The following is a 20,942-nucleotide window of genomic DNA, read 5'->3' as shown; positions in this document are numbered from 1 at the left end:
AGTTCAATGACTCTCACTAAAAAATTCCTTATATTTTCGCATTGCCACTTTTAATCTTGTATTAGGTGCAGGAGGATTCTCAATCAAGCTAAATACCTTGTCAACATCTGAAACTGACAAAATTATCAGCTTTTCATCTTCTATGATTTTTTTTGCTTCTTTCAATGCGGCCTGAACCATAAATTGATTTAAGGTAGCACCAGACAACTCTGCTGCTCTTGCTAGAGTTTCTTGAACGCTCATAGGAATTCTGGCTATGATCCGGACTGTATTTTCGTGACTGTTAGGCATATGCAATCAAACAAGATATTATCTGAACTCTAACTCAGCGGTGTCATTTTGGCACTATCGATGTGTATATCCTTTTCGTCCGTCATAGTGCTCAAAAGCCGCTTTCACTGGAAGAAGAGTGACATTGCCCCACACTTTAGGCGGAGCCTCTAAAGAAGGCATTCCCAGGCAGAGCCTGGGAACGAGGTGAGGGGTCTGACTCACCATTCGCCAACAGCATCCTTTTAGGTTAGGAGATTCAGGTCTGTCTAACTCACGTTTGAATTACCTGGTCATTGCTCATTGGTCACTCGTTACTGGTCATTGGTCACTGCTCACTGGTCACTGAAAGTGCAGCCAGTGCAAAACCTGTTCGGGGATTTCCTCAAAGTGTTCTAGGAAAAAATCCATCAGAGCAAGATGCAGCAGATCGTTATGCGTGGGATAGCGTCGATTACCATCGCTCCTAAACCAGCCGCGAACTGTTGAATTGGAACGGGAACAGACTAAAGCCATTTGTTCGTAACTGACAGCCCACTTGTCATAAAATTGAGTTGGTGTCATGCCAAACTCCCAGTTGCTGTAAAGTGAAATGATCTTCTGTTCTCGTGGGGTGATTCGACGAGGATTGTACATCATAAAAAAAGTAATTGTGTACTAGTGCGAATCTAAATGCGTGATGAGAATGCTGTGTTCCTCCATGTAACGCCAATAAAATCGTTTTGCCATCGAAGCGGAAGAACTCCAAATATCATCGTCTTTGCAGCGATATCGATGGGTTCTCAAGCTAGGATAAACAGGACCATTATTTGCTAAACATTCAAAAGCTTTATCGTACTGCTTGCGGTCTTTTGAGGATAATGAATCAAGTTGTTTTTGAACTTTGCCAACAAAAATCAAACGAAACTTGATATGCATTGGCGCTATGTGTAGAATCCAAACCAATACCAATTTGAACAAAGAAGGCGACAGATAGTTGGTTGAAATCAAGTCTAGGCAAGACTTTCTCAATCCAAAATCTAAAATCTAAAATCCAAAATGGTATAACCGCGCACAGAGATTGCACAACGGTGGAGCGCGTGCTTTTTTGCAAATGTTCATTTGGTTATAAAGAAAATGCTGTGTGTCATACCAATTTGAACAAAGAATGCGATAGATAGTTGGTCGAAATTAAGTCTAGGTATGACTTTCTCAATCCGAAATCCAAAATCTAAAATCCAAAATGGTGTAATGGCTGTAATTAGACGATAAACGCTGCGTCGTCTACTATAAATTCAGGTTGCGTTCCCATGACTGCGACTTTACAACGATTGTGTGCTGACATGGGGTAAAATCTCACTTGGTCTTCGCGTTTGTTAACCAGTCGTGTGAGGTATTTGGATACGGTTTCGTACTGCTTCTCATCCAACACGCACTCAAAAACAGACTTTTGCACCCGCAATCCATAACTTTCAAGGATTTTCGACACCTTATTACGACGGCGATCGCTAACAATGTCATAGCAAACTAAGTAAAACATGACTACTTCACCAAAGCTAATGGTGCTTTTTCAGGTTCAGCGACATTGAAAGTAGGATTTGGGTGAAACTTCAAGGCTAAGGGACGGTAAAAATCCACTTCGCCCAACAGACAAGCAAGATATTCGCGCACCTGCAAGTCGAGACACTGACGGTAGCTGACTTCCCCAGAGTAGGGATGCAGTACAAAAGTCCGAAGTTTTGCTTCCCACTGCTGGAGGAAAGATTGTAGCAAGCCGTGTGGCTGACTCTTACCGTTTCCGTTGGTGTTAGGAAGATTTCGTACAAAATTGAGTACCAAATCATCAACGATAGGGGCGCGAAATTCTGCTGTAAAGTCCCACGCTAAAGGGAGGTCGTAATGCGTGTCCCGGTGTAATATTGCATAGTCAGGGTGAAGTTCTCTAGTATTGAGAAGCGCGTATATATATTGATGCAGCAGTTGATTTCCCAAGTTACAAAATTGGCTAATTCGCTTTGCAGTTGTCTGCGGACACTGGCTGTAGAAGTTGAGTAGGGAAGCAATAGCCCAATAGTAAACCTTATCAGCTTCCTCGCTATATTCCCGCAATTCGCTCAGAGATTTTGCGATCGGTAGACTGTCCATCAACAGCATTAAGTAATTTAACGCTCGTTGGTTGACGTGGTTTATGTGATGGCGAGTCCAACTTTGTAAAAAAACGTGTTGATTGTGTAATTTTGCCCAGATAATACTTTCAGCAGTTGCACGTAAAAACTCAAAATCGCGCACGCGCTTGCGTTGGTAGGTTAAGTATTTTGGTTGGAGTTGAGATGGGTTTTCTAATCGTCCTAAATATTCACCTGTTTGGGTTAAATATAAGACGGGAATGTTGTGCGATCGCAAGAGTTTAATAATATCTTGTGGTAGATTGACATTACCAAAGATAATAAGTTGAGTGAGATTGCGAAGTGGTATGCTAATGCGTTGTTCCTGTTGATGAAACACCTTTAAATAACGGTGTTGAATTTTGAACGATACATCTTGTTCCGTGATGTAAATTGTAGACATAAATGAAAACCAACTAGGTTTGTTTGTAGATAAGAAAGTTTGCTTTTCTTATCTATATTTCTATTTTTTCAGATAGCTATATGAGTTCGTATCTGTGTAGAAGCAATTTTTATATGACTTCGTATATGAGTTATATGAGTTGCCAGTCCGATTCGGAACGAATCTTGAAAACTGTTTTTATGTCGAACTCAGGTTAAAGTAAGGTAAACTCATAGAGTATCCGCCTGAACGTAGTTTTGTTCCATGTCTCGTTGGTTCAACATCGCAGGTCCTTGCCAAGACGATATCCACTATATGCTACCGCCAACTGCTCGGTTGCCGGATTTAGACGAGCTCATTCAACAGCGGAGTTATTTTGTAGTTCATGCACCCCGACAAACAGGGAAAACAACCGCGATGCTAGCCCTGGCAAAACAGCTGACTCTAAGTGGGCGCTACACAGCAGTCACCGTATCAGTAGAAGTCGGAAGCGCTTTTAATAATGATGTCGGTGCAGCAGAATTAGCGATTCTTGGAACATGGCGCGATACAGTTGCAGATATATTACCCAAAGAGCTACAACCACCAGTTTGGAATACAGAAGAACCCGGACGGAGAATTCAAGCTTCTTTACGAGCTTGGGCGCAGGCTTCACCCCGACCTTTGGTAATATTTATCGATGAAATTGATTCGCTACAAAATGAAACCTTGATTTCAGTTTTACGCCAGTTACGTGATGGTTATCCCAGGCGTCCTAATAACTTCCCTTTATCTGTAGGGTTGATTGGCTTACGTGACGTGCGTGATTATAAAGTCGCATCCGGTGGTAGCGTTCGCGAAGCGTCTCCTACGGAGAATCGCTTAAACACGGCGAGTCCCTTCAATATTAAAGTGAGTTCCCTAACACTGAGAAACTTTCACGCTGAGGAAGTGGCAGAATTATATCAACACCATACTGACGAGACTGAGCAAGTTTTCACCCAACTTGCAAAAGCAACAGCATTTGATTTGACTCAGGGACAACCTTGGTTAGTCAATGCCCTCGCCAAAGAAGTTGTTGAAAAAATGGTAAAAGATAGAAGTATTACCATTACCCACGAACATATATTAAAAGCCAAAGAAATTCTCATTGCACGTCAGGATACCCATTTAGACTCCTTGGCAGAAAAACTTCGCGAAAAACGAGTCAAAGATATTATTGAACCGATGCTTGCTGGAGGAGCCTTAGGGGATACGACCGCAGATGACCGACAATATTTAATTGATTTAGGATTGTTGCGACGCGACCCCGCAGGAGGACTCGTGATTGCCAATCCCATTTATCGCGAGGTCATTCCCCGTGTTTTAGTGCAGGGGACTCAGGATAGTTTACCCCACATTAGCCCCAGTTGGTTGACGGACTCTGGAGAGCTAAACATTGATGACTTACTACAAGCATTTATGAGATTTTGGCGTCAGCATGGCGAACCACTCTTAGGCAGTACTGGATATCATGAAATTGCGCCTCACATAGTACTGATGGCATTTTTACATCGCGTCGTTAATGGTGGTGGAACCTTAGAGCGGGAATATGCTATTGGTAGCGATCGCATGGATTTATGTTTAAGATATGGTTCTACGACTTTAGGTATCGAATTAAAAGTATGGCGCGAGAAGAAAGGCGATCCCCAAGATGAAGGGCTTGAACAATTGGATTCATACTTAGCGAGATTGGGATTAGATTTTGGTTGGTTATTTGTATTTGACCGACGGAAAAATGCACCGCCGATGGAAGAAAGAATATCAACCCAAATTGTTACCACAAAAAATCACCGCTCTATTACTGTTATCCGTGCTTAAGAAGTTCTTTTTTACTCATCTACAAAACATAACCACAGTCAAAGCCATCGCGATCGTGATGCTTACCTAACAGTTCAATGACTCTCACTAAAAAATTCCTTATATTTTCGCATTGCTGCTTTTAATCTCGTATTGGGTGCAGGAGGATTCTCAATCAAGCTAAATACCTTGTCAGCATCTGAAACTGACAAAATTATCAGCTTTTCATCTTCTATATTTCTTTTATACAGCATCATTGCCTTTGTTGATTGTTTCCGCTCTAAAGAACTCGGCAAAATGGCCCCGTAACTTCGGTATATGATAAACGCATCACCGCCTTTGTTGATTATACAGTTATCAATCGTGTTTTCGTCCCCGTGAGGGGAAGAAGAATTAAAACAGAATAAACTTAGAAGAGTAAGGCCTTTGTGGCTGCAAGGTTTCCGTCCCCGTGAGGGGAAGAAGAATTAAAACGGAAACTTTGCAGTAAAATAAAATCTGTTTTTCAAGTTTCCGTCCCCGTGAGGGGAAGAAGAATTAAAACTTAATAGATCTGGAAAACAGGTACAACCTGGCTAGGTTCTGTTTCCGTCCCCGTGAGGGGAAGAAGAATTAAAACGATTTTGTTTACATTAGAAAATTCTTAGGAGTCTGTACGTTTCCGTCCCCGTGAGGGGAAGAAGAATTAAAACTCCTTCCGGAGAAGGTAAACCTCCGGCAACAAAGAGTTTCCGTCCCCGTGAGGGGAAGAAGAATTAAAACAGTTCTATTCCAGGTTGTAGGACCAATAGATTGGAGAGGTTTCCGTCCCCGTGAGGGGAAGAAGAATTAAAACCCCAGGAAATGCTAGTACTGAAGTTAATGCGCTACAAAAGTTTCCGTCCCCGTGAGGGGAAGAAGAATTAAAACATAAGTTAATCCAGTGGGGAGAAATTTTCTACCTCCCTGTGTTTCCGTCCCCGTGAGGGGAAGAAGAATTAAAACCGCACAAGCGCTCTAGTTCTACCTCTTACTGAGGTAGGTAGTTTCCGTCCCCGTGAGGGGAAGAAGAATTAAAACCTTATGTTCAAGGAGGTAAGGACTACCCCAACTATAGTTTCCGTCCCCGTGAGGGGAAGAAGAATTAAAACAAGACAAAGACGTCACAATAGGTGGATCAGCATCAGTTTCCGTCCCCGTGAGGGGAAGAAGAATTAAAACAAAAAATTCCTCCTACAAAGAGGGAGGATCAGATGAGTTTCCGTCCCCGTGAGGGGAAGAAGAATTAAAACTCTCAGAAAACTTTTACTTGACGCTATCAGCGTGGAGTAATGTTTCCGTCCCCGTGAGGGGAAGAAGAATTAAAACAGGCTATACTCTGGAGTGCTTCCTGGTTTGGGACAGCAAAGTTTCCGTCCCCGTGAGGGGAAGAAGAATTAAAACCCTACCCTGATAGAACCCTTACTACAATTGGGTTTGAAGATGGCATTTTCGCGGGGGGTGTAGTTTCACTGTCAACAGGCGTGTTTTAGTGTCAATAACTCATCCCCACACCCATCTCAAACTCTTACACTACAGACTTTCCGAGGGGGTCAACGAAATCATAAGCTTTCCAGCGATCGCCATACCCCCGCGAAAAGCTTGCGTGTAGAAAGCAAAAAGTAATACCTTCGCTTTCAATTGGAAACTTTAGGGGAATTGCAAAAGACAAATTTTCCCCTCTTATGGAACAAGCATTGCGATCGCTATCTTAATGAACAACGGGCAAGACACGCTATTCCACTAGAAAACTTGGGACATTTTTTGTTTGGAAGTCTCTTATATTAAACTGTCAAGGTTCTGTTTTTTGAAGTATAACAAATTACTCTTCATTTTTAAAGCACGGTTTGTCAACTTAACATAAATTTTTACTCTTGACTCAGATAGAGATAGTTACTCGTGTAAACTGCGAGTCAGAGCCTCTCAAGAAGGCATTCCCAGGCGGAGCCTGGGAACGAGGTCACTGGTCACTGGTCACTGGTCACTGGTCACTGGTCACTGAAGTATAGTTACCAATATACATACGCCTATTGGTCACTGGTCACTGGTCACTGGTCACTGGGTACTGGTCACCGGTCACTGATTACTTTTCCCAAACCATTGGACGGTAAACTTCCACTTCTCCTTTCAAACAGGAGATGTACTCGCGTACCTGTAACTCGATCGCACGACGAAACACCACTTTTTGTCCACTGTGAGGGTGTGTTAATTCAGATTGCAATTTTTCTTCCCAATGCTTGAGAAACTTTTTGAGGGCGTGCGGCTGAAAATACACCCCGCCTCGTTCATCAGGTAACGTAAAATCATCAATCGTAAAAATTTGAGAATTTACCAAATAAGCCACCAGAGAATCAACCGACGCCCTCCACTCCTCAACAAGATCGCTGACGAGGGCAGGATGGTTGTCTCTTGGAACGTGAAGATTGCCAAAGTGAGTATGCAACCCTATTGTTTGAACGAAAGAAAAAACATTTTGACTTAACAAAGTGTACCCCAAACTGAACATACTATTAATTGGGTCAGTAGGCGGACGCTTGGTACGCTTTTCAAATTTAAACGAACCAGAAAATAAACTTCCCAGTGCTTGAAAATAAATTGTCGCCGCCTTTCCTTCATATCCCCGCAGCATATCCATATTCTCTGCAAAAGGTAATTTGCTCATTAAAATCTCTAGATCGCGAGCCGCCGTTTTGATAACTGTTTCATCTACATCTTGAGATTTACGACGACGGTTTAACCTCATGAGCAAGATTCGCGAGTTATGCAACTTGGCTCTGACTATGGCTTCAGCTTGACGGCGTGTGAAATCAGGATTTTGACAGCACTCAACCTGTCGCATCAAATATTCAACTTTTGCATCACCTTCTACTTGTAACCTCCCAAAATATCTTCCCTTCTGGGACAAATACATAATTGGTATCCGTCGCTGCAACGCCATACTGACCGCACCATGTGATACATTGCAACAACCAAATAAAACAACATTACTGACCCTGCTGACTGGAAGCTTAATCCGTAACTCTCCCTGATAGAATACTTGAAACTGCTGATTTTTGACACTTAGATAAGCGCCTTGATCGGTTACGTATAATGTAGACATAGACTCCTGCCAAAGATGAGAAATTGGTGCTGAAGGAAATTTGATAGGCTTATCGGTACTGCAAGCTTTTGGAGGACGGGAAACAAATTTTACAGGGCGTTCCTTGGGACGAAAATAAGGTAAACCTGATTCGTTTGTCACCCATACCCCTTCACGAGTAATGACTGGTGGGGGTGGTGCGTAAACTTCACCTTTAGCAAAGCGATACCCAAGAAAGGTAAATTCGTCACCAGGAGCAAAAATCTGGGTTTTTTCTAGCTGAAGATTTAAATACAATTCCCCCAACCAAGCAGCCACCTTATCTAGAGTGCGAGTCGCTTCCTGGAAACTGCTACAAGCAATTGCAAAATCATCTCCGTACCGAACTAGATTGATAGACTGATTAAGGCATTTTTTGTCAAATTCATTCAGGTATAAATTTGCCAATGCTCCAGATAAAACCCCACCTTGCAACACTCCTTTACCTGGGTAAATCGGTTTACCATTGATGACAATTCCCGATCGCAATTGCCCTTCAAGCAATTGAACTACAATTGGTTCGAGCAGCAGTTTTTCCAAAGCAGTTAACAGTAAAGCCCAAGACAAACTGTCAAAAAACTCAGCAATGTCAGCCTTAATAATCCACTTTGGTTGCAAGTGGTAGTATGAATATAAATGCTGTACTGCTTGCTGTATATTCCGTCCGGGACGATAAGCGTAGCTGCAATCAAGAAACGTATCTTCCAATGGAAAATACAGTTCCTCTAGTAGCAAACGTTGCACAATTCTGTCCCGAACGGTAGGAATACCAACCAAACGCTTGCCACCACTGCTTTTAGTGAGATAAAATCCTTTAGCAGGGCTAGCGTGGTAAGATTCTTGTTGTAATTGATGCAAAAGAATGCGTAACTGGTCATTGACAGCAGATGCAAATAAGTCAACATCAATTCCATCTACACCTGCACTTTTAGTTCCCGCACGGACAAGAAGCCATGCAGAAGTGATTTGTTCAATAGTGAACATAATTAAGTAGTTAGAAAATTTGTATTGCCCTTAAATCTAATTGTTGCAGTCGCGTATATGAGTACGTATATGAGTTATTGACTTCGATATATGACTTCGTGTATGAGTTGATGTAGTTGGGTTTTTACGATAGGCTATGAATCAGCGCTCAGTTATTGCATCGCCAGAAGGCATCAGTCGCGCTAAAGCCGCCTTAGCTCGTCAAAATTTCAATCAAAAGGCTTTTGCTTTAAAAGTAGGGCTTGCTTACTCAACAGTCAATCATTTTTTTACTAGAGTACCGATCTACCGCACCAATTTTGAGGAAATTTGCAAATTTCTCGATCTAGACTGGCAAGAGATCGTCGCAAAATCTGAATCTGTAGAAGAAACTCAAAAACTGTCACCTCTCGATAAACTTTGGCAGCAACTTCAAACACTTGGCTCACCTACGGAAAAAATGGGACTCGTCTTGGTACAAGAAAACACATTAAGCTGGAACTGGCAAACTCCGAGTCCTTATGAAAAATCTGTACGTGTGGGTAACCACATTCAATTTGAAATCAATTTTGATAAGCCCGGTTATTTATTGCTTCTACAAAAAGATACATCGGGAGAAGTGTGGTGTTTTTGTCCCTCATGTTTTGCTTCCCAACCATACCTAAATACAGGTAAAACCATTTTGCCCCAGGAAGGTTCCTCCATGAGAGCTTTTCCAATTGAAGGGACTCCAGGTCAAGAGGAAATTTTAGCAGTTGTTACTAAAACAATGCCCAGTTTGGATTGGCTACCTCAAGAGAGCGACGATCCTTTGCAAATAGAAGCAAGTCATTTAAGCCGATTATTAGAATATATTAATCAAACTGGAGAGTACCAGGTTATGTATACACAATATATGATTACAGAATAATTTCCTCTTATCGAAATAAAACGTTCAAGTTGGATTTACCCTCATATGACACACATAATTGAGCGCTTAAACACTCTGAACGCGCAAGTTGTACAACTATTTGGACAAGGTGACTTAGAGCAAGCAGTTATTGTTGCCAAGCAAGCCATCTTGCTAGCACAAAGTACACAAACTACCGAACATCCGGTTTATTGCGATAGCGTGAATAATCTAGCAGAATTATATCGCATACAAGAACGTTATTCAGAAGCAGAATCTTTATATCAACAAGCTTTAAATACGAGAAAAAGATTATTTGGGGAAGAACATATAGATGTTGCACAATCTTTAAACAATCTAGCAGCACTTTATGTATCACAAGGGCATTATTCTCAAGCCGAACAATATTTCTTAACTACCTTAAATCTTTGGAAACAGTTGCTAGGAGATGAACATCCTCAAGTTTTAATTGTTCTCAATAATATAGCAAACGTTTATCGAGAGCAAGGACGTTATCAAGAGGCAGAAAATCTCTATTTACAAATTATCAAAATCCAAAAGAAGAATCCGAGTGAATATGAATCTCACGATATCTGGCGGACATTAAACAATTTTGCTGTACTCTATGAGTCTCAAGGACGTTATCAAGAGGCAGAAAATAAGCATTTAGAAGCCATAGATAGAATCAAACATCTTCAGGGTTCAGAACATCATGATATAGCTGTCAGCTTAAATAACATAGCAGTACTGTACGATTTACAAGGACATTACTCCCAAGCAGAAGAAAACTATCTGCAAGCCTTGGCAATCTTGAAAAAATTGCTAGGTGACGAGCATTCCTATATTGCATCAACTTTAAATAATATAGCAGGAAATTACAAAGAGCAGGGACGCTATTTGGAAGCAGAAAAAAAATTCATAGAAGCTTTGGTAATGAGAAAAAGCGTCTTTGGAGACGAGCATCCTGAAGTGGCAGCTAGCTTGAGTAATTTAGCAGAAATTTATCTTCTACAAGGACGTTACCCAGAAGCAGAGAAAAATTATCTAGCAGCCTATTCTATGAGGAAACGTTTGTTTACTTCAGAACATCCCAATATTGCAGAGAGTTTAAATAATCTCGCAGTGCTCTACTTCTATCAAGGACGCTACACTCAAGCAGAGCAAATGCATTTCGAATCATTATCAATGTGCGAACGTTTACTAGGTAAACAGAATCCTGACTACGCCGACTATTTAAACAATCTGGGAAAGCTTTATCAAAATCAAGGACGTTACTCGGAAGCCGAACAAAAGTATTTGGAAGTTTTAGGAATTAGAAAAATATTGCTAGGTGAGGACCATTCTTCTATTGCGGAGATATTTAACGATCTAGCAGAAGTTTATCGTTTTCAAGGGCGATATGTTCAATCCGAGCAAATGCACCTAGCAGCATTAGCCATGAGAAAAAAATTGCTAGGAGAACAGCATCCCGATGTGGCTGCAAGTCTCAATAGCTTAGCAGTATTATATAACACTCAGTTTAAATATTCTCAAGCCGAGTCATTATTTTTAGAAGCTTTGACAATTTTCAAAGTCGCGTTTGGGGATCGACATCCACAAGTCGCAAGCAGTATGAATAATTTAGCGGATATTTATGGTTCTCAAGGGCGCTATCTGGAAGCCGCACAGATGTATACGGAAGTGTTAAAGATGAGAAAATCTTTATTAGGAGAAGAGCATCCTGATGTGGCTCGCAGTTTAAATAATTTGGCAGAAATAGACTTTTCGCTTGGGCGATATTTTGAAGCAGAGCGGAAATACTCGGAAGCTTTGGAACTGAGAAAACGTCTACTAGGCGAAGAACATCCAGATGTTGCACGAAGTTTGAATCATCTTGCCACTATATTAACAGCTAGCGATCGCCCTGCTGAAGCTTTGTCTTACCGTATCCAAGCAAGTTATATTAATGATAAATTAATTAGTAGAGTTTTTGCCTTTAGTTCCGATAACGATCGCTTCGCATTGATTGAAAAACTTCGAGGCAATTTTGATTTATTTCTCTCCTTAATATACAAGCATCTGTTTGACTCAGATAGCGCCAAGCAGCAAGCATTGGACTTTGTTCTGAAACGCAAAGCTCTAACAACTGCTTCCCTAGCTGCTCAAAACCAAGCCTTAGGAAGCGATCGCTATCCTCATCTTCAAGACAAGTTTCATCAACTGAGCGAGTTGAACGCGCAGTTAGTCACCTTGACTTTCTCCGCTTCTCGAATCAACGATTTCACTGCGTATCAAGAACAGTTAGCGCAACTTGAAGAGCAACACGATCGCCTACAAAAGCAACTCGCATTAGAAATTCCAGAAATTCAACTCTCCGAGCAACTTCCCAACCGTTTTGCGGTAGCTGAAGCATTACCAACCCATTCGATTTTAATTGAATTTGTCCGCTGCGATGTTTTCGATTTTCATGCAGTCCGGGCTAAGGGAGATACACAATGGTATGCTCCTCGTTATCTGGCGTTCATTCTACCATCTGGGCAACCGGATGCAGTACAAATGATAGATTTAGGAGAAGTAGAACGAACTGATAACCTCATTCAAGTATTTCATTCACAGGTATCTGACCATACCAAAAAAACACTAGCAGTGGGAAAATCCGTTTCTCTACCTAAGTTGCACGTTAAACAATATGATTCCAAAACAGCTATTAAACTCAGTCAAAGACTTTTTCAGCCAATCCTTGAGGGAGTCAGAGGCTACAAACATTTGATATTTGCACCAGATGGAAACCTCAACTTAGTGCCGTTTCAAACTTTACCACTTGATGAGACAGGTACGCATCTTCTTATGGACGAATACACTATCTCGTATTTAGGAGTTGGACGCGATATTCTCCGCTCTAGAGTTCAGACAAAAAGTACTGCGAACACATCTATAATAATAGCCGATCCAGATTTTGATTTAGCTAGCGAGCCGATAAGATGGGGAGTGGGGAGTGGGGAGTGGGGAATGGAGAAAAGGTCACACAACACTCAAGTTAAAACTGCGATCGCTTCACAGCAACCTTCAAACGAAGAATTTATCAACACTCTTGATGGTAAACTTTTGTCCCCCACTCCCAGTACAAGATTTCTTGGTGAAAGTGTTGCCAAAAAGCTCAAAAATGTACGTTTATATGTAGGAACAGAAGCACTTGAAACGCACTTCACCACTCATGAATGTCCCAACATCATGCTCATCGCTACTCACGGTTTGTTCTTACCAGACGTACAACAAGAACCACCCAAGGTAGGGAGTGAAGAGTTCGAGCATTTTGTATCAACAGTAAAAAATCCCATGATGCGATCCGGACTTGCTCTAGCAGGAGCTAATACTTGGCTCTCTGGTGGGACTCTACCTCCGGAAGCAGGTAAAGGATTTCTCTTAGCCCAAGATATTGCCAGTTTAGACTTGTGGGGGAACGAACTCACTGTGCTATCCGCCTGCGATACTGGTAGAGGAGACATCAAAATTGGCGAAGGCGTATTTGGATTGCGTCGGGCTTTTGTCGTAGCAGGAGCAAAAACATTAATTATGAGTTTGTGGAAAGTTCCTGACACAGCAACTGCATTGCTGATGGAGCGTTTCTTCGACAACTTACAGAACGGGATGAATCGTGCAGAAGCGTTACAGAATGCTCAGAATTACATTCGTAAGCTGACAGTAAAAGAATTGCGACAGTCTACTTTGGGTCTTGAAGTCTTAAAAGATCTGTTGAAAGTTAACAAATTGTCACAACAAAGCAAAATTGATTGTAACGAAGAAGATACGCCTCTTGAGCATCCTTTCTACTGGGGAGCATGGATTTGTCAGGGAGACACAAATCAGTGACCAGTGACCAGTGACCAGTGACCAGTGACCAGTGACCAGTGACTAGTGACTAGTAAGCAGTTTTGGGCATCCCGATATTTTTTGGATAAAAAATTATGTAAAACAATAGAACATTCGCGAAGTTAGCAAGGTGGGTGTTGAAAAGTGAGAAGTAATTAGTTATACTATGAGAAATTTAAGCCAAACTTCAACAGAACCTTGACAATTAGATAATAAGTTTCCAAATGAAGGAAAGAGTGTTGTTTTTGACTTTTAACACTTAGGTTTTTCGCGGGGGTCTAGCGATGGGTGAAACCCTTGTAGTTTCGTTGACCCCCTCGAAAGCCGGATACTCTAAGGATTTAAAGTGGTTGGAACAGCCATTTTTTGTCAATAAACTCAAGCTTATTGACACGACAAGTACACCGCCGCGAAAATAGCACCTTCAAAGTCAATCCTGGTAAGGTTTCTAGAACGGTAGGGTTTACATTTCTCTTCCCCTCACGGGGACGGAAACGTTGTAAGGCCGGACGTGCCTTACAGATTGGACAAAAAGTTTACATTTCTCTTCCCCTCACGGGGACGGAAACGAATTTTCCCTTGAGGAAAGGCGTACTCAATAAGCTTAGTTTACATTTCTCTTCCCCTCACGGGGACGGAAACGAGTTTTCTCTCATAGTAGTAACATGTTCTTCTGGTTTACATTTCTCTTCCCCTCACGGGGACGGAAACCCCCCAGCCTGGGCCGGAAGAGAATAAAAAAACAAAAGTTTACATTTCTCTTCCCCTCACGGGGACGGAAACTGGCTCATAGAAATTGATTTCCCAGTAGATTTGCTCTAGTTTACATTTCTCTTCCCCTCACGGGGACGGAAACCTCATCTAAGAGATAGAGTACGAGGCCTCCACCTGCTAGTTTACATTTCTCTTCCCCTCACGGGGACGGAAACCGGGAGACAAGGGGAGCTGCCCTTGGTTATTCGCAGGTTTACATTTCTCTTCCCCTCACGGGGACGGAAACGGAAAGGGTGTTAGAGTGGTCAGGATTTGCCACATTTAGTTTACATTTCTCTTCCCCTCACGGGGACGGAAACCGCTCGCTAAACCGATAAGGTCGATTTGAGGAAATTGGGTTTACATTTCTCTTCCCCTCACGGGGACGGAAACCATTTGCATTTTGGAGCTGCAATTGGCGATATTTGTTTACATTTCTCTTCCCCTCACGGGGACGGAAACTCCAATTTAAACGGAACATTTGGGCTGACAATTGTTACGTTTACATTTCTCTTCCCCTCACGGGGACGGAAACAGTAGTAGCACCACCTTGCGTAACTTCTTCAGCAAAAACAGTTTACATTTCTCTTCCCCTCACGGGGACGGAAACTTGATTTTCGTCCGGAAACTAGATTCCAAGCAAAAAATGTTTACATTTCTCTTCCCCTCACGGGGACGGAAACGAGAGGTAAGCTCATTGGTCCATCAATCAATAATAGTTTACATTTCTCTTCCCCTCACGGGGACGGAAACTTGAGGCAGAATTGCCCGTCCCATGGGGCAATAACATAGTTTACATTTCTCTTCCCCTCACGGGGACGGAAACCTTTCGCCGGGAAAGCTCTTCAGCCATCGCAGCGAGTTTACATTTCTCTTCCCCTCACGGGGACGGAAACCTGGGCCAAAACAGATCCGGCACCGCTAAAGCCAACAAGTTTACATTTCTCTTCCCCTCACGGGGACGGAAACTCTCGAGCCCTTTCCCATCCGCATACTTAATTACTTGTTTACATTTCTCTTCCCCTCACGGGGACGGAAACAGAAAGAAGTGCTCTAGATCGATTGCCTCTGGATAGAGCTGTTTACATTTCTCTTCCCCTCACGGGGACGGAAACAAGGACACGGAGACCGATAAGGGCTACTAAACCAGCAAAAGTTTACATTTCTCTTCCCCTCACGGGGACGGAAACTATCAAAGTTCTTTGGTTGATAACCGGGCGGAAATTCTGGTTTACATTTTTCTTCCCCTCACAGGAATGGAAACAATTGTCACAGTTGTATCTAAACTTTTTAGCATCAAGCGTTTAGGCGTTGCTGAATCAAAATATGAATCAGTGGATGAAGACAGAATCGCGATCGCAGGCTCTTCTTTTGGTGGAATTCAAACCGTACTTGCAACTGAGAAAGAACTTGGTTTGCGGGCTACCATTGCCTTTGCTCCGAAGGAACCGCAGCCTATAGCAGATGAACACAGATAAATCTGTACTTCATTCAAGTGAGAACCGCTATAATGACCTAGTTACAGCAGTTTTCACCTAAATGAACTACACCATATGTAAGGGCGCAAGGCCGCCGTGCCTCTACAGCTGTGGTCTATTTACCTGAAAATGGCTGTAGGACGTACTTTCTGCCAACTTTAGGCAGATTCGAGATGACTCTGGTTTGATAAAGTTGAGCTTGTAATATTTTTCTTTTCTTGTTGCCGTTTACGCCATTTATCAGCGACTTTTTTAAATTCTTCTATTTCTTCAAAATCAACTTGTACAGACGCATTTTTAAATTTTATACCTAGTGCTTCACTGACATCTAGGATTTCTAGAAAAAACTAGTAATATCATACTTTGTTAAGGTAATTTTTTAACCTACAGATTGAGTGAAAGCACTCCTAATTCAAGTACCTTTGTTAGAGTAACCTGGTTTGAGCTACCTAGTGTGGACACATCTATTCTACTTAAAACCTTTCTTGCTGTCTTTGTGCTTGCAGATGCTATAGGAAATATACCCATACTGTTGGTTTTAACTAAGGGTATGGAACCAGATGACAGAAACAAAGTTATAGACAAAGCTATTTTGATAGCAATAGCAGTTCTTTTAGTTTTTGCCTTCGGCGGTAGATTTATCTTAAGTTACTTGGATATTAGTTTGGGATCTTTGCGAGTAGCAGGAGGATTGCTGCTGTTGTTAATTGCTTTACAAATGCTCCAAGGAGATATGGATACACCAATTATCGATCGCGATCGCGATGTTGCAATCACGCCATTAGCTTTGCCATTGCTAGCGGGACCTGGTACACTCTCAACAGTAATGCTACTTATGTCTGAATCTCCTAGCCCACACCTCAGTGTAATTGCAGGTATTGTGGGAGCAATGTTTCTGAGTTGGTTGATTTTGCGTTTATCAATTTATATTGATAAATGGATTGGCGCGGAAGGAGAGGTAATTATTACTCAGCTTTTAGGTTTCTTGTTAGCTGCACTAGCAATAGAAATTGGGAGTACGGGGATTAAAGAATTATTTTTGACGTAGCTCATACTGATACTTTTAATCCAAACAACTTCTGACATCTAGGACATCATCGGACAGGCTCTCTTTTTTACATTTGCTGCAAGAAATGTAATATCGTTTCTTAAAATGTTAGCGAGGGACGATCGCCCCTTGAAAAGAGAGAAAAATACTTTCACTCGTCCCCCTTTTCAAGGAAATCTAGGGCGATCGCTTTGCGAAATATAAAATCTTTTATCTTATTTTTCATGAATTGTTACTAATAATGACATTTTTTTAACATTGAGAGGTTGTTTGAAAAGTAGTTGGCTGTGATTTTAGGTACTTATCGATCCCCCCTAGCCCCCCTTAAAAAGGGGGGAAAATACTCTCACTCGTCCCCCTTAAAAAGGGGGGAAAATACTCTCACTCGTCCCCCTTAAAAAGAGGGGAGAATACTCTCACTCGTCCCCCTTAAAAAGAGGGGAGAATACTCTCACTCGTCCCCCTTTTTAAGAGGGGAGAATACTCTCACTCGTCCCCCTTTTTAAGAGGGGAGAATACTCTCACTCGTCCCCTTTTTAAGGGGGAGAATACTCTCACTCGTCCCCCTTTTCAAGGGGGATTTAGGGGGATCTTGAATTTTTTGCTACTAATAAAAGGACTTTTCAAACATCCTCTAAGAGATGTAGCTTCCAATATCCTTGGCATACTAAGTTTTTTGGCGCTGACTCCAAAAGTTGCCAAAGTTGAGATAAATTTAAAGTAGGTCTATATTTTATACTAAACTACCACGGAAAATTATTCAACAACTAAAATTTGGTCACTGGTCACTGGTCACTGGTCACTGGTGACTGATTACTGGTCACTAGTCAGGTGATTACTGAAAAAAATAATACGTATTATGTGAGACAGAAGCCATTATTGGGAAAAATATTACAGTAAGACACAGCAACAAAGTTAAGCAACTGACTCCAGAAATTTGACTATCTGGCGTACAGCAGCTACGGATATTTTCCAGATCGCCTCTAAGGTGAAGCGAAATTAGCTTTGTTGGGCACGTATTAAACAGAGTAGATGGGAGCAACACTGGAGATAGATTGAATGAAAAAATTGACCTTTTACGTTGTTTTGTTGCATTGCTTATTTTTGGGAATGTCATCTGCTAGAGCAACGGATGGCAAACCAGATGTAACGCGGGTAACGGATGTGGTAGATAGGTTATCTGTGAAGGATACTGATGTCTTATCTACTACAAAATATACTGATAAATCCATTCTTGACACATCCTCTCGCACGGGGTTAAAGCAAAACCAAGTCTGGGTTCTCGACCAAAAAAAGCCGCAAGCACAACGCAAACCTTTTACTTGGGTTGTTAATGATACCAAAAAAGTCGGTCAGCAACCTCTTCTACAACTACAGAAAAACTTAGATAAAGCCGAAGAACCCGATGAAAAAGCAGGTACTACTGCAAAACCCGCACCGAAGGAGGAATTTGAAGCCTTTGACAAAGTAGTTAAAGATACTGAAAAACTTCAAGGATTGTTCACACTATACCGAAATAAAGAACAGAATAAGATATATCTAGAAATTAATCCGAATCAATTAAGTAAAAATTACTTAGCTACAGCAACATTGGAATCTGGCATCGGTGAAGCTGGAATCTATAGTGGTATGCCCTTACAAGATTTCTTATTTTACTTTCAACGGACGAATAAAAACATCCAATTTGTAGTTCGGAATGTGAATTTTCGCGCTCGTGAAGGAGATCCCCAACAGCGATCGCTCGCCCGCTCGTTCAGCGATTCAGTTCTTTACTCTATACCAATCAAAAGTATCCATCCACAACGCAAAACCATACTTATAGACTTAGGCGAACTCTTACTTACAGATTTAGCAGGATTATCTTATGGTTTGGGAATTTCTCCAAGCACAGATAAATCATATTTTGGGAATGCCAAAGCCTTCCCTCTCAACATGGAAGTTGAGTCAGTCTTAAATTTTTCCAGTACGAGCGGTAGCGACAGCAGCATGTTCCGGTTTGCTTCCCTAGCAGATAGCCGTGGATTTAACTTGCGCGTTCACTACAGTTTCTCTCAACTTCCTGACAACGGTTATCGTCCGCGTTTAGCCGATGAACGAGTCGGTTATTTTATTAGCGCGTACCAAGACTTGTCCGATGACGAGCGCAAAGAACCCTTCGTCCGCTATATCAACCGATGGAATCTCAAAAAACAAGATCCCAAGGCAGCTATTTCACCACCTGAAAAACCTATTATTTTCTGGATTGATAACGCAATTCCTTTAGAGTACCGAGATGCTGTCAAAGAAGGCGTTTTGATGTGGAATAAAGCCTTTGAAAAAGCTGGATTCAAAGATGCCATTCAAGTTCGTCAAATGCCAGATGATGCCACTTGGGATCCAGCCGATATACGTTATAACACCATACGATGGATTAACACGGTAGATGGTTATTTTGCTTTAGGACCATCTCGTGTTAATCCCTTGACTGGAGAAATTTTAGATGCTGATATTCTCGTTGACGCTAGCTTCATCAGAGCACTGAAGGGTGAATATCGCAAAATCGTCCAACCCAACCAAACACAAGCCCGAACTCCTCTATCAGCATTGATGCAAGAACGTCTTCTATGTAACAATCGCTTAGACGCTAAAAATAATGAAACTCCTGACAAAAATGCATCAACAGATGGATTTGGTAACCGTCTCTCACAATTAGCAGGGACGTTCGATCTTTGCTACGGAATGGAAGCAGCCAACCAATTTGCTTTTGGTTCCATGGCAATGTCACTGCTGCAAGACACACCTCCAAGTAGCGAACAAATAAAAAACTATATTCATCAGTATTTACGTCTTATTATTGCTCATGAAGTCGGACACACTTTAGGGTTAAGGCATAACTTCCGTGGAAGTACTTTGCTCGCTCCCGAACAAATGAACAATATGGAACTTACTCGCCGTAAAGGTCTTATCTCATCAGTGATGGACTACATTCCACCTAACATTGCACCTAGAGGAACCAAGCAAGGTGATTATTTTCCTAGCATGGTAGGGATTTATGATGAGTGGGTCATTCAATACGGTTACACACCCCTACCAGCTGCATCCACAACTGCGGAAAAGTCCTTCTTGGACAAAATGGCTAGTGAGTCTTACAAACCCGAATTGAGTTACTCCACAGACGAAGATGTTTTAGACCTCGACCCAACTTCTAATGCATGGGACAATAGCAGTAACGTTCTAGCATATTCTCAGGAACAGTTGGATAATGCACGGTTTATGTGGGAACGCCTTAACAAGAGTTACCCTAGTGCTGGTGAAAGTTTTAGTGATGTCAAAGAACGATTTGGCACCGTGTTTAGTAATTATGTCCAGAATATTTACTATATTTCAAAATACATTGGCGGTCAGTCTTTCTACAGAGTCGATCCCAGTAATCCCCAAGGGCAACTACCCTTTCAACCCGTACCCATCGTACAGCAACGGCAAGCACTAGAAATTTTACAAAAATACGTTTTTGCTGAAGATGCTTTAATTTTTCCACCAGAACTACTGAATAAATTAGCACCTTCTCGCTGGCGTCACTGGGGAAGCGCACCCCGAACTGGTCGCTTGGATTATCCAATCCACGATTTGGTGTTATTCATGCAAGGTTCCGTGTTAACAGATTTGCTTTCAGGCGATCGCCTTTCTCGTCTTAAAGACCTCGAACTGAAAAGCGAAACCGAAAAAGCACTGACTTTACCAGAACTATTCGATACATTACAAACTGGGATTTGGAGTGAAGTCCTCAAACCAAACGGTAAACCCATCAAAATATCTAGTTTGCGACGGGGTTTGCAAAGAGAATATCTCGACCTTTTAGTGAGTATGGTATTGCGGAAGAAGAATGTCCCAGAAGATGCTCGCACGCTTGCATGGTATAAATTGAAACAATTAAATGAAAAACTGGATGGAGCAAATTCCAACGATGATTACACCAAGGCTCATTTGCTAGAAACACGCGACAGAATCAACAAAGCTCTAAATGCTCAGTTAGAGGCAAATTGAGAGGTTAGTAGGGTGGGCATTGCCCACCACATAAACTTTAATTGAGGGGTTAGTTAGTAGGGTGGGCAATGCCCACCACATAACGCTTTTGTGTGGCATAGCCCTACCTACTACGTATATTTCAAAAATTAAATACAAGACCTATACATGATAAACATTTGTAACAAATTAAATATTTACGTAATAGCT

The 20,942-nt window shown here is 41.8% G+C and carries 13 protein-coding genes and 2 CRISPR repeat arrays; of the genes, 6 read left to right on the top strand and 7 right to left on the bottom strand.

The genetic code is table 11. The features are described 5' to 3' along the window. Positions 1 to 3: 3 nt before the first annotated feature. The 5 genes from ACKTT2_RS29205 to cas1 (ACKTT2_RS29185) form a co-directional block, all read right to left on the bottom strand. A complete protein-coding gene (locus ACKTT2_RS29205; RefSeq protein ID WP_407893244.1) occupies positions 4 to 291 on the bottom strand; it encodes a type II toxin-antitoxin system TacA family antitoxin in 288 nt (95 codons plus the stop codon). 321 nt (positions 292 to 612) lie between these two features. Further along, positions 613 to 906 carry a hypothetical protein gene (locus tag ACKTT2_RS29200; RefSeq protein ID WP_407893317.1) on the bottom strand — a complete coding sequence of 98 codons (294 nt, stop codon included), beginning with the start codon at positions 904 to 906 and terminating at the stop codon, positions 613 to 615. A 21-nt stretch (positions 907 to 927) separates the two neighbouring features. Further along, positions 928 to 1,188 (bottom strand): hypothetical protein, encoded by a 261-nt coding sequence (locus ACKTT2_RS29195; protein ID WP_407893242.1) that lies wholly within the window; start codon positions 1,186 to 1,188, stop codon positions 928 to 930. Positions 1,189 to 1,510: 322 nt separating this feature from the next. Then, positions 1,511 to 1,789 carry a CRISPR-associated endonuclease Cas2 gene (gene cas2 / locus ACKTT2_RS29190; RefSeq protein ID WP_407893240.1) on the bottom strand — a complete coding sequence of 93 codons (279 nt, stop codon included), beginning with the start codon at positions 1,787 to 1,789 and terminating at the stop codon, positions 1,511 to 1,513. Between the two features lie 2 nt (positions 1,790 to 1,791). Then, entirely contained in the window at positions 1,792 to 2,817 is a 1,026-nt protein-coding gene (gene cas1, locus ACKTT2_RS29185; RefSeq protein ID WP_407893238.1) for a CRISPR-associated endonuclease Cas1, read from the bottom strand. Positions 2,818 to 3,060: 243 nt separating this feature from the next. Between cas1 (ACKTT2_RS29185) and ACKTT2_RS29180 the strand changes: the two genes are divergently transcribed. Beyond that, positions 3,061 to 4,635: an ATP-binding protein gene (locus ACKTT2_RS29180; protein WP_407893236.1), complete on the top strand. Its 1,575-nt coding sequence runs from the start codon at positions 3,061 to 3,063 to the stop codon at positions 4,633 to 4,635. Between the two features lie 74 nt (positions 4,636 to 4,709). Here the strand turns inward: ACKTT2_RS29180 and ACKTT2_RS29175 are convergent, their stop codons facing one another. Further along, complete coding sequence (locus ACKTT2_RS29175; RefSeq protein ID WP_407893234.1) at positions 4,710 to 4,871, bottom strand: type II toxin-antitoxin system TacA family antitoxin; 162 nt, start codon at positions 4,869 to 4,871, stop codon at positions 4,710 to 4,712. 108 nt (positions 4,872 to 4,979) lie between these two features. Then, positions 4,980 to 6,036: direct repeats of the CRISPR family, unit length 35 nt; unit sequence GTTTCCGTCCCCGTGAGGGGAAGAAGAATTAAAAC. Positions 6,037 to 6,715: 679 nt separating this feature from the next. Then, a complete protein-coding gene (gene cas1, locus ACKTT2_RS29170; protein ID WP_407893231.1) occupies positions 6,716 to 8,734 on the bottom strand; it encodes a CRISPR-associated endonuclease Cas1 in 2,019 nt (672 codons plus the stop codon). A gap of 136 nt (positions 8,735 to 8,870) precedes the next feature. On the opposite strand from cas1 (ACKTT2_RS29170), the gene ACKTT2_RS29165 reads away from it, so the two are divergent. The 5 genes from ACKTT2_RS29165 (at position 8,871) to ACKTT2_RS29145 (ending at position 20,753) form a co-directional block, all read left to right on the top strand. Next, positions 8,871 to 9,623 carry a DUF4384 domain-containing protein gene (locus ACKTT2_RS29165; RefSeq protein ID WP_407893229.1) on the top strand — a complete coding sequence of 251 codons (753 nt, stop codon included), beginning with the start codon at positions 8,871 to 8,873 and terminating at the stop codon, positions 9,621 to 9,623. A gap of 45 nt (positions 9,624 to 9,668) precedes the next feature. Next, positions 9,669 to 13,451, top strand: a complete 3,783-nt coding sequence (locus ACKTT2_RS29160; RefSeq protein ID WP_407893227.1) for a tetratricopeptide repeat protein — start codon at positions 9,669 to 9,671, stop codon at positions 13,449 to 13,451. Positions 13,452 to 13,912: 461 nt separating this feature from the next. Continuing rightward, positions 13,913 to 15,468: a CRISPR direct-repeat array (repeat unit 35 nt; unit sequence GTTTACATTTCTCTTCCCCTCACGGGGACGGAAAC). Positions 15,469 to 15,538: 70 nt separating this feature from the next. After that, entirely contained in the window at positions 15,539 to 15,682 is a 144-nt protein-coding gene (locus tag ACKTT2_RS29155; protein ID WP_407893225.1) for a hypothetical protein, read from the top strand. A 454-nt stretch (positions 15,683 to 16,136) separates the two neighbouring features. Next, complete coding sequence (locus ACKTT2_RS29150; protein ID WP_407893223.1) at positions 16,137 to 16,730, top strand: MarC family protein; 594 nt, start codon at positions 16,137 to 16,139, stop codon at positions 16,728 to 16,730. 1,059 nt (positions 16,731 to 17,789) lie between these two features. Then, positions 17,790 to 20,753 (top strand): zinc-dependent metalloprotease, encoded by a 2,964-nt coding sequence (locus tag ACKTT2_RS29145; RefSeq protein WP_407893221.1) that lies wholly within the window; start codon positions 17,790 to 17,792, stop codon positions 20,751 to 20,753. The last annotated feature ends 189 nt before the right edge of the window (positions 20,754 to 20,942 follow it).

Origin of the sequence: Scytonema hankhaensis NUACC26 (assembly GCF_045865695.1) — a bacterium.
Taxonomy (GTDB): Bacteria; Cyanobacteriota; Cyanobacteriia; order Cyanobacteriales; family Nostocaceae; genus Scytonema.
This window is presented reverse-complemented; position numbering and strand designations above follow the sequence as displayed.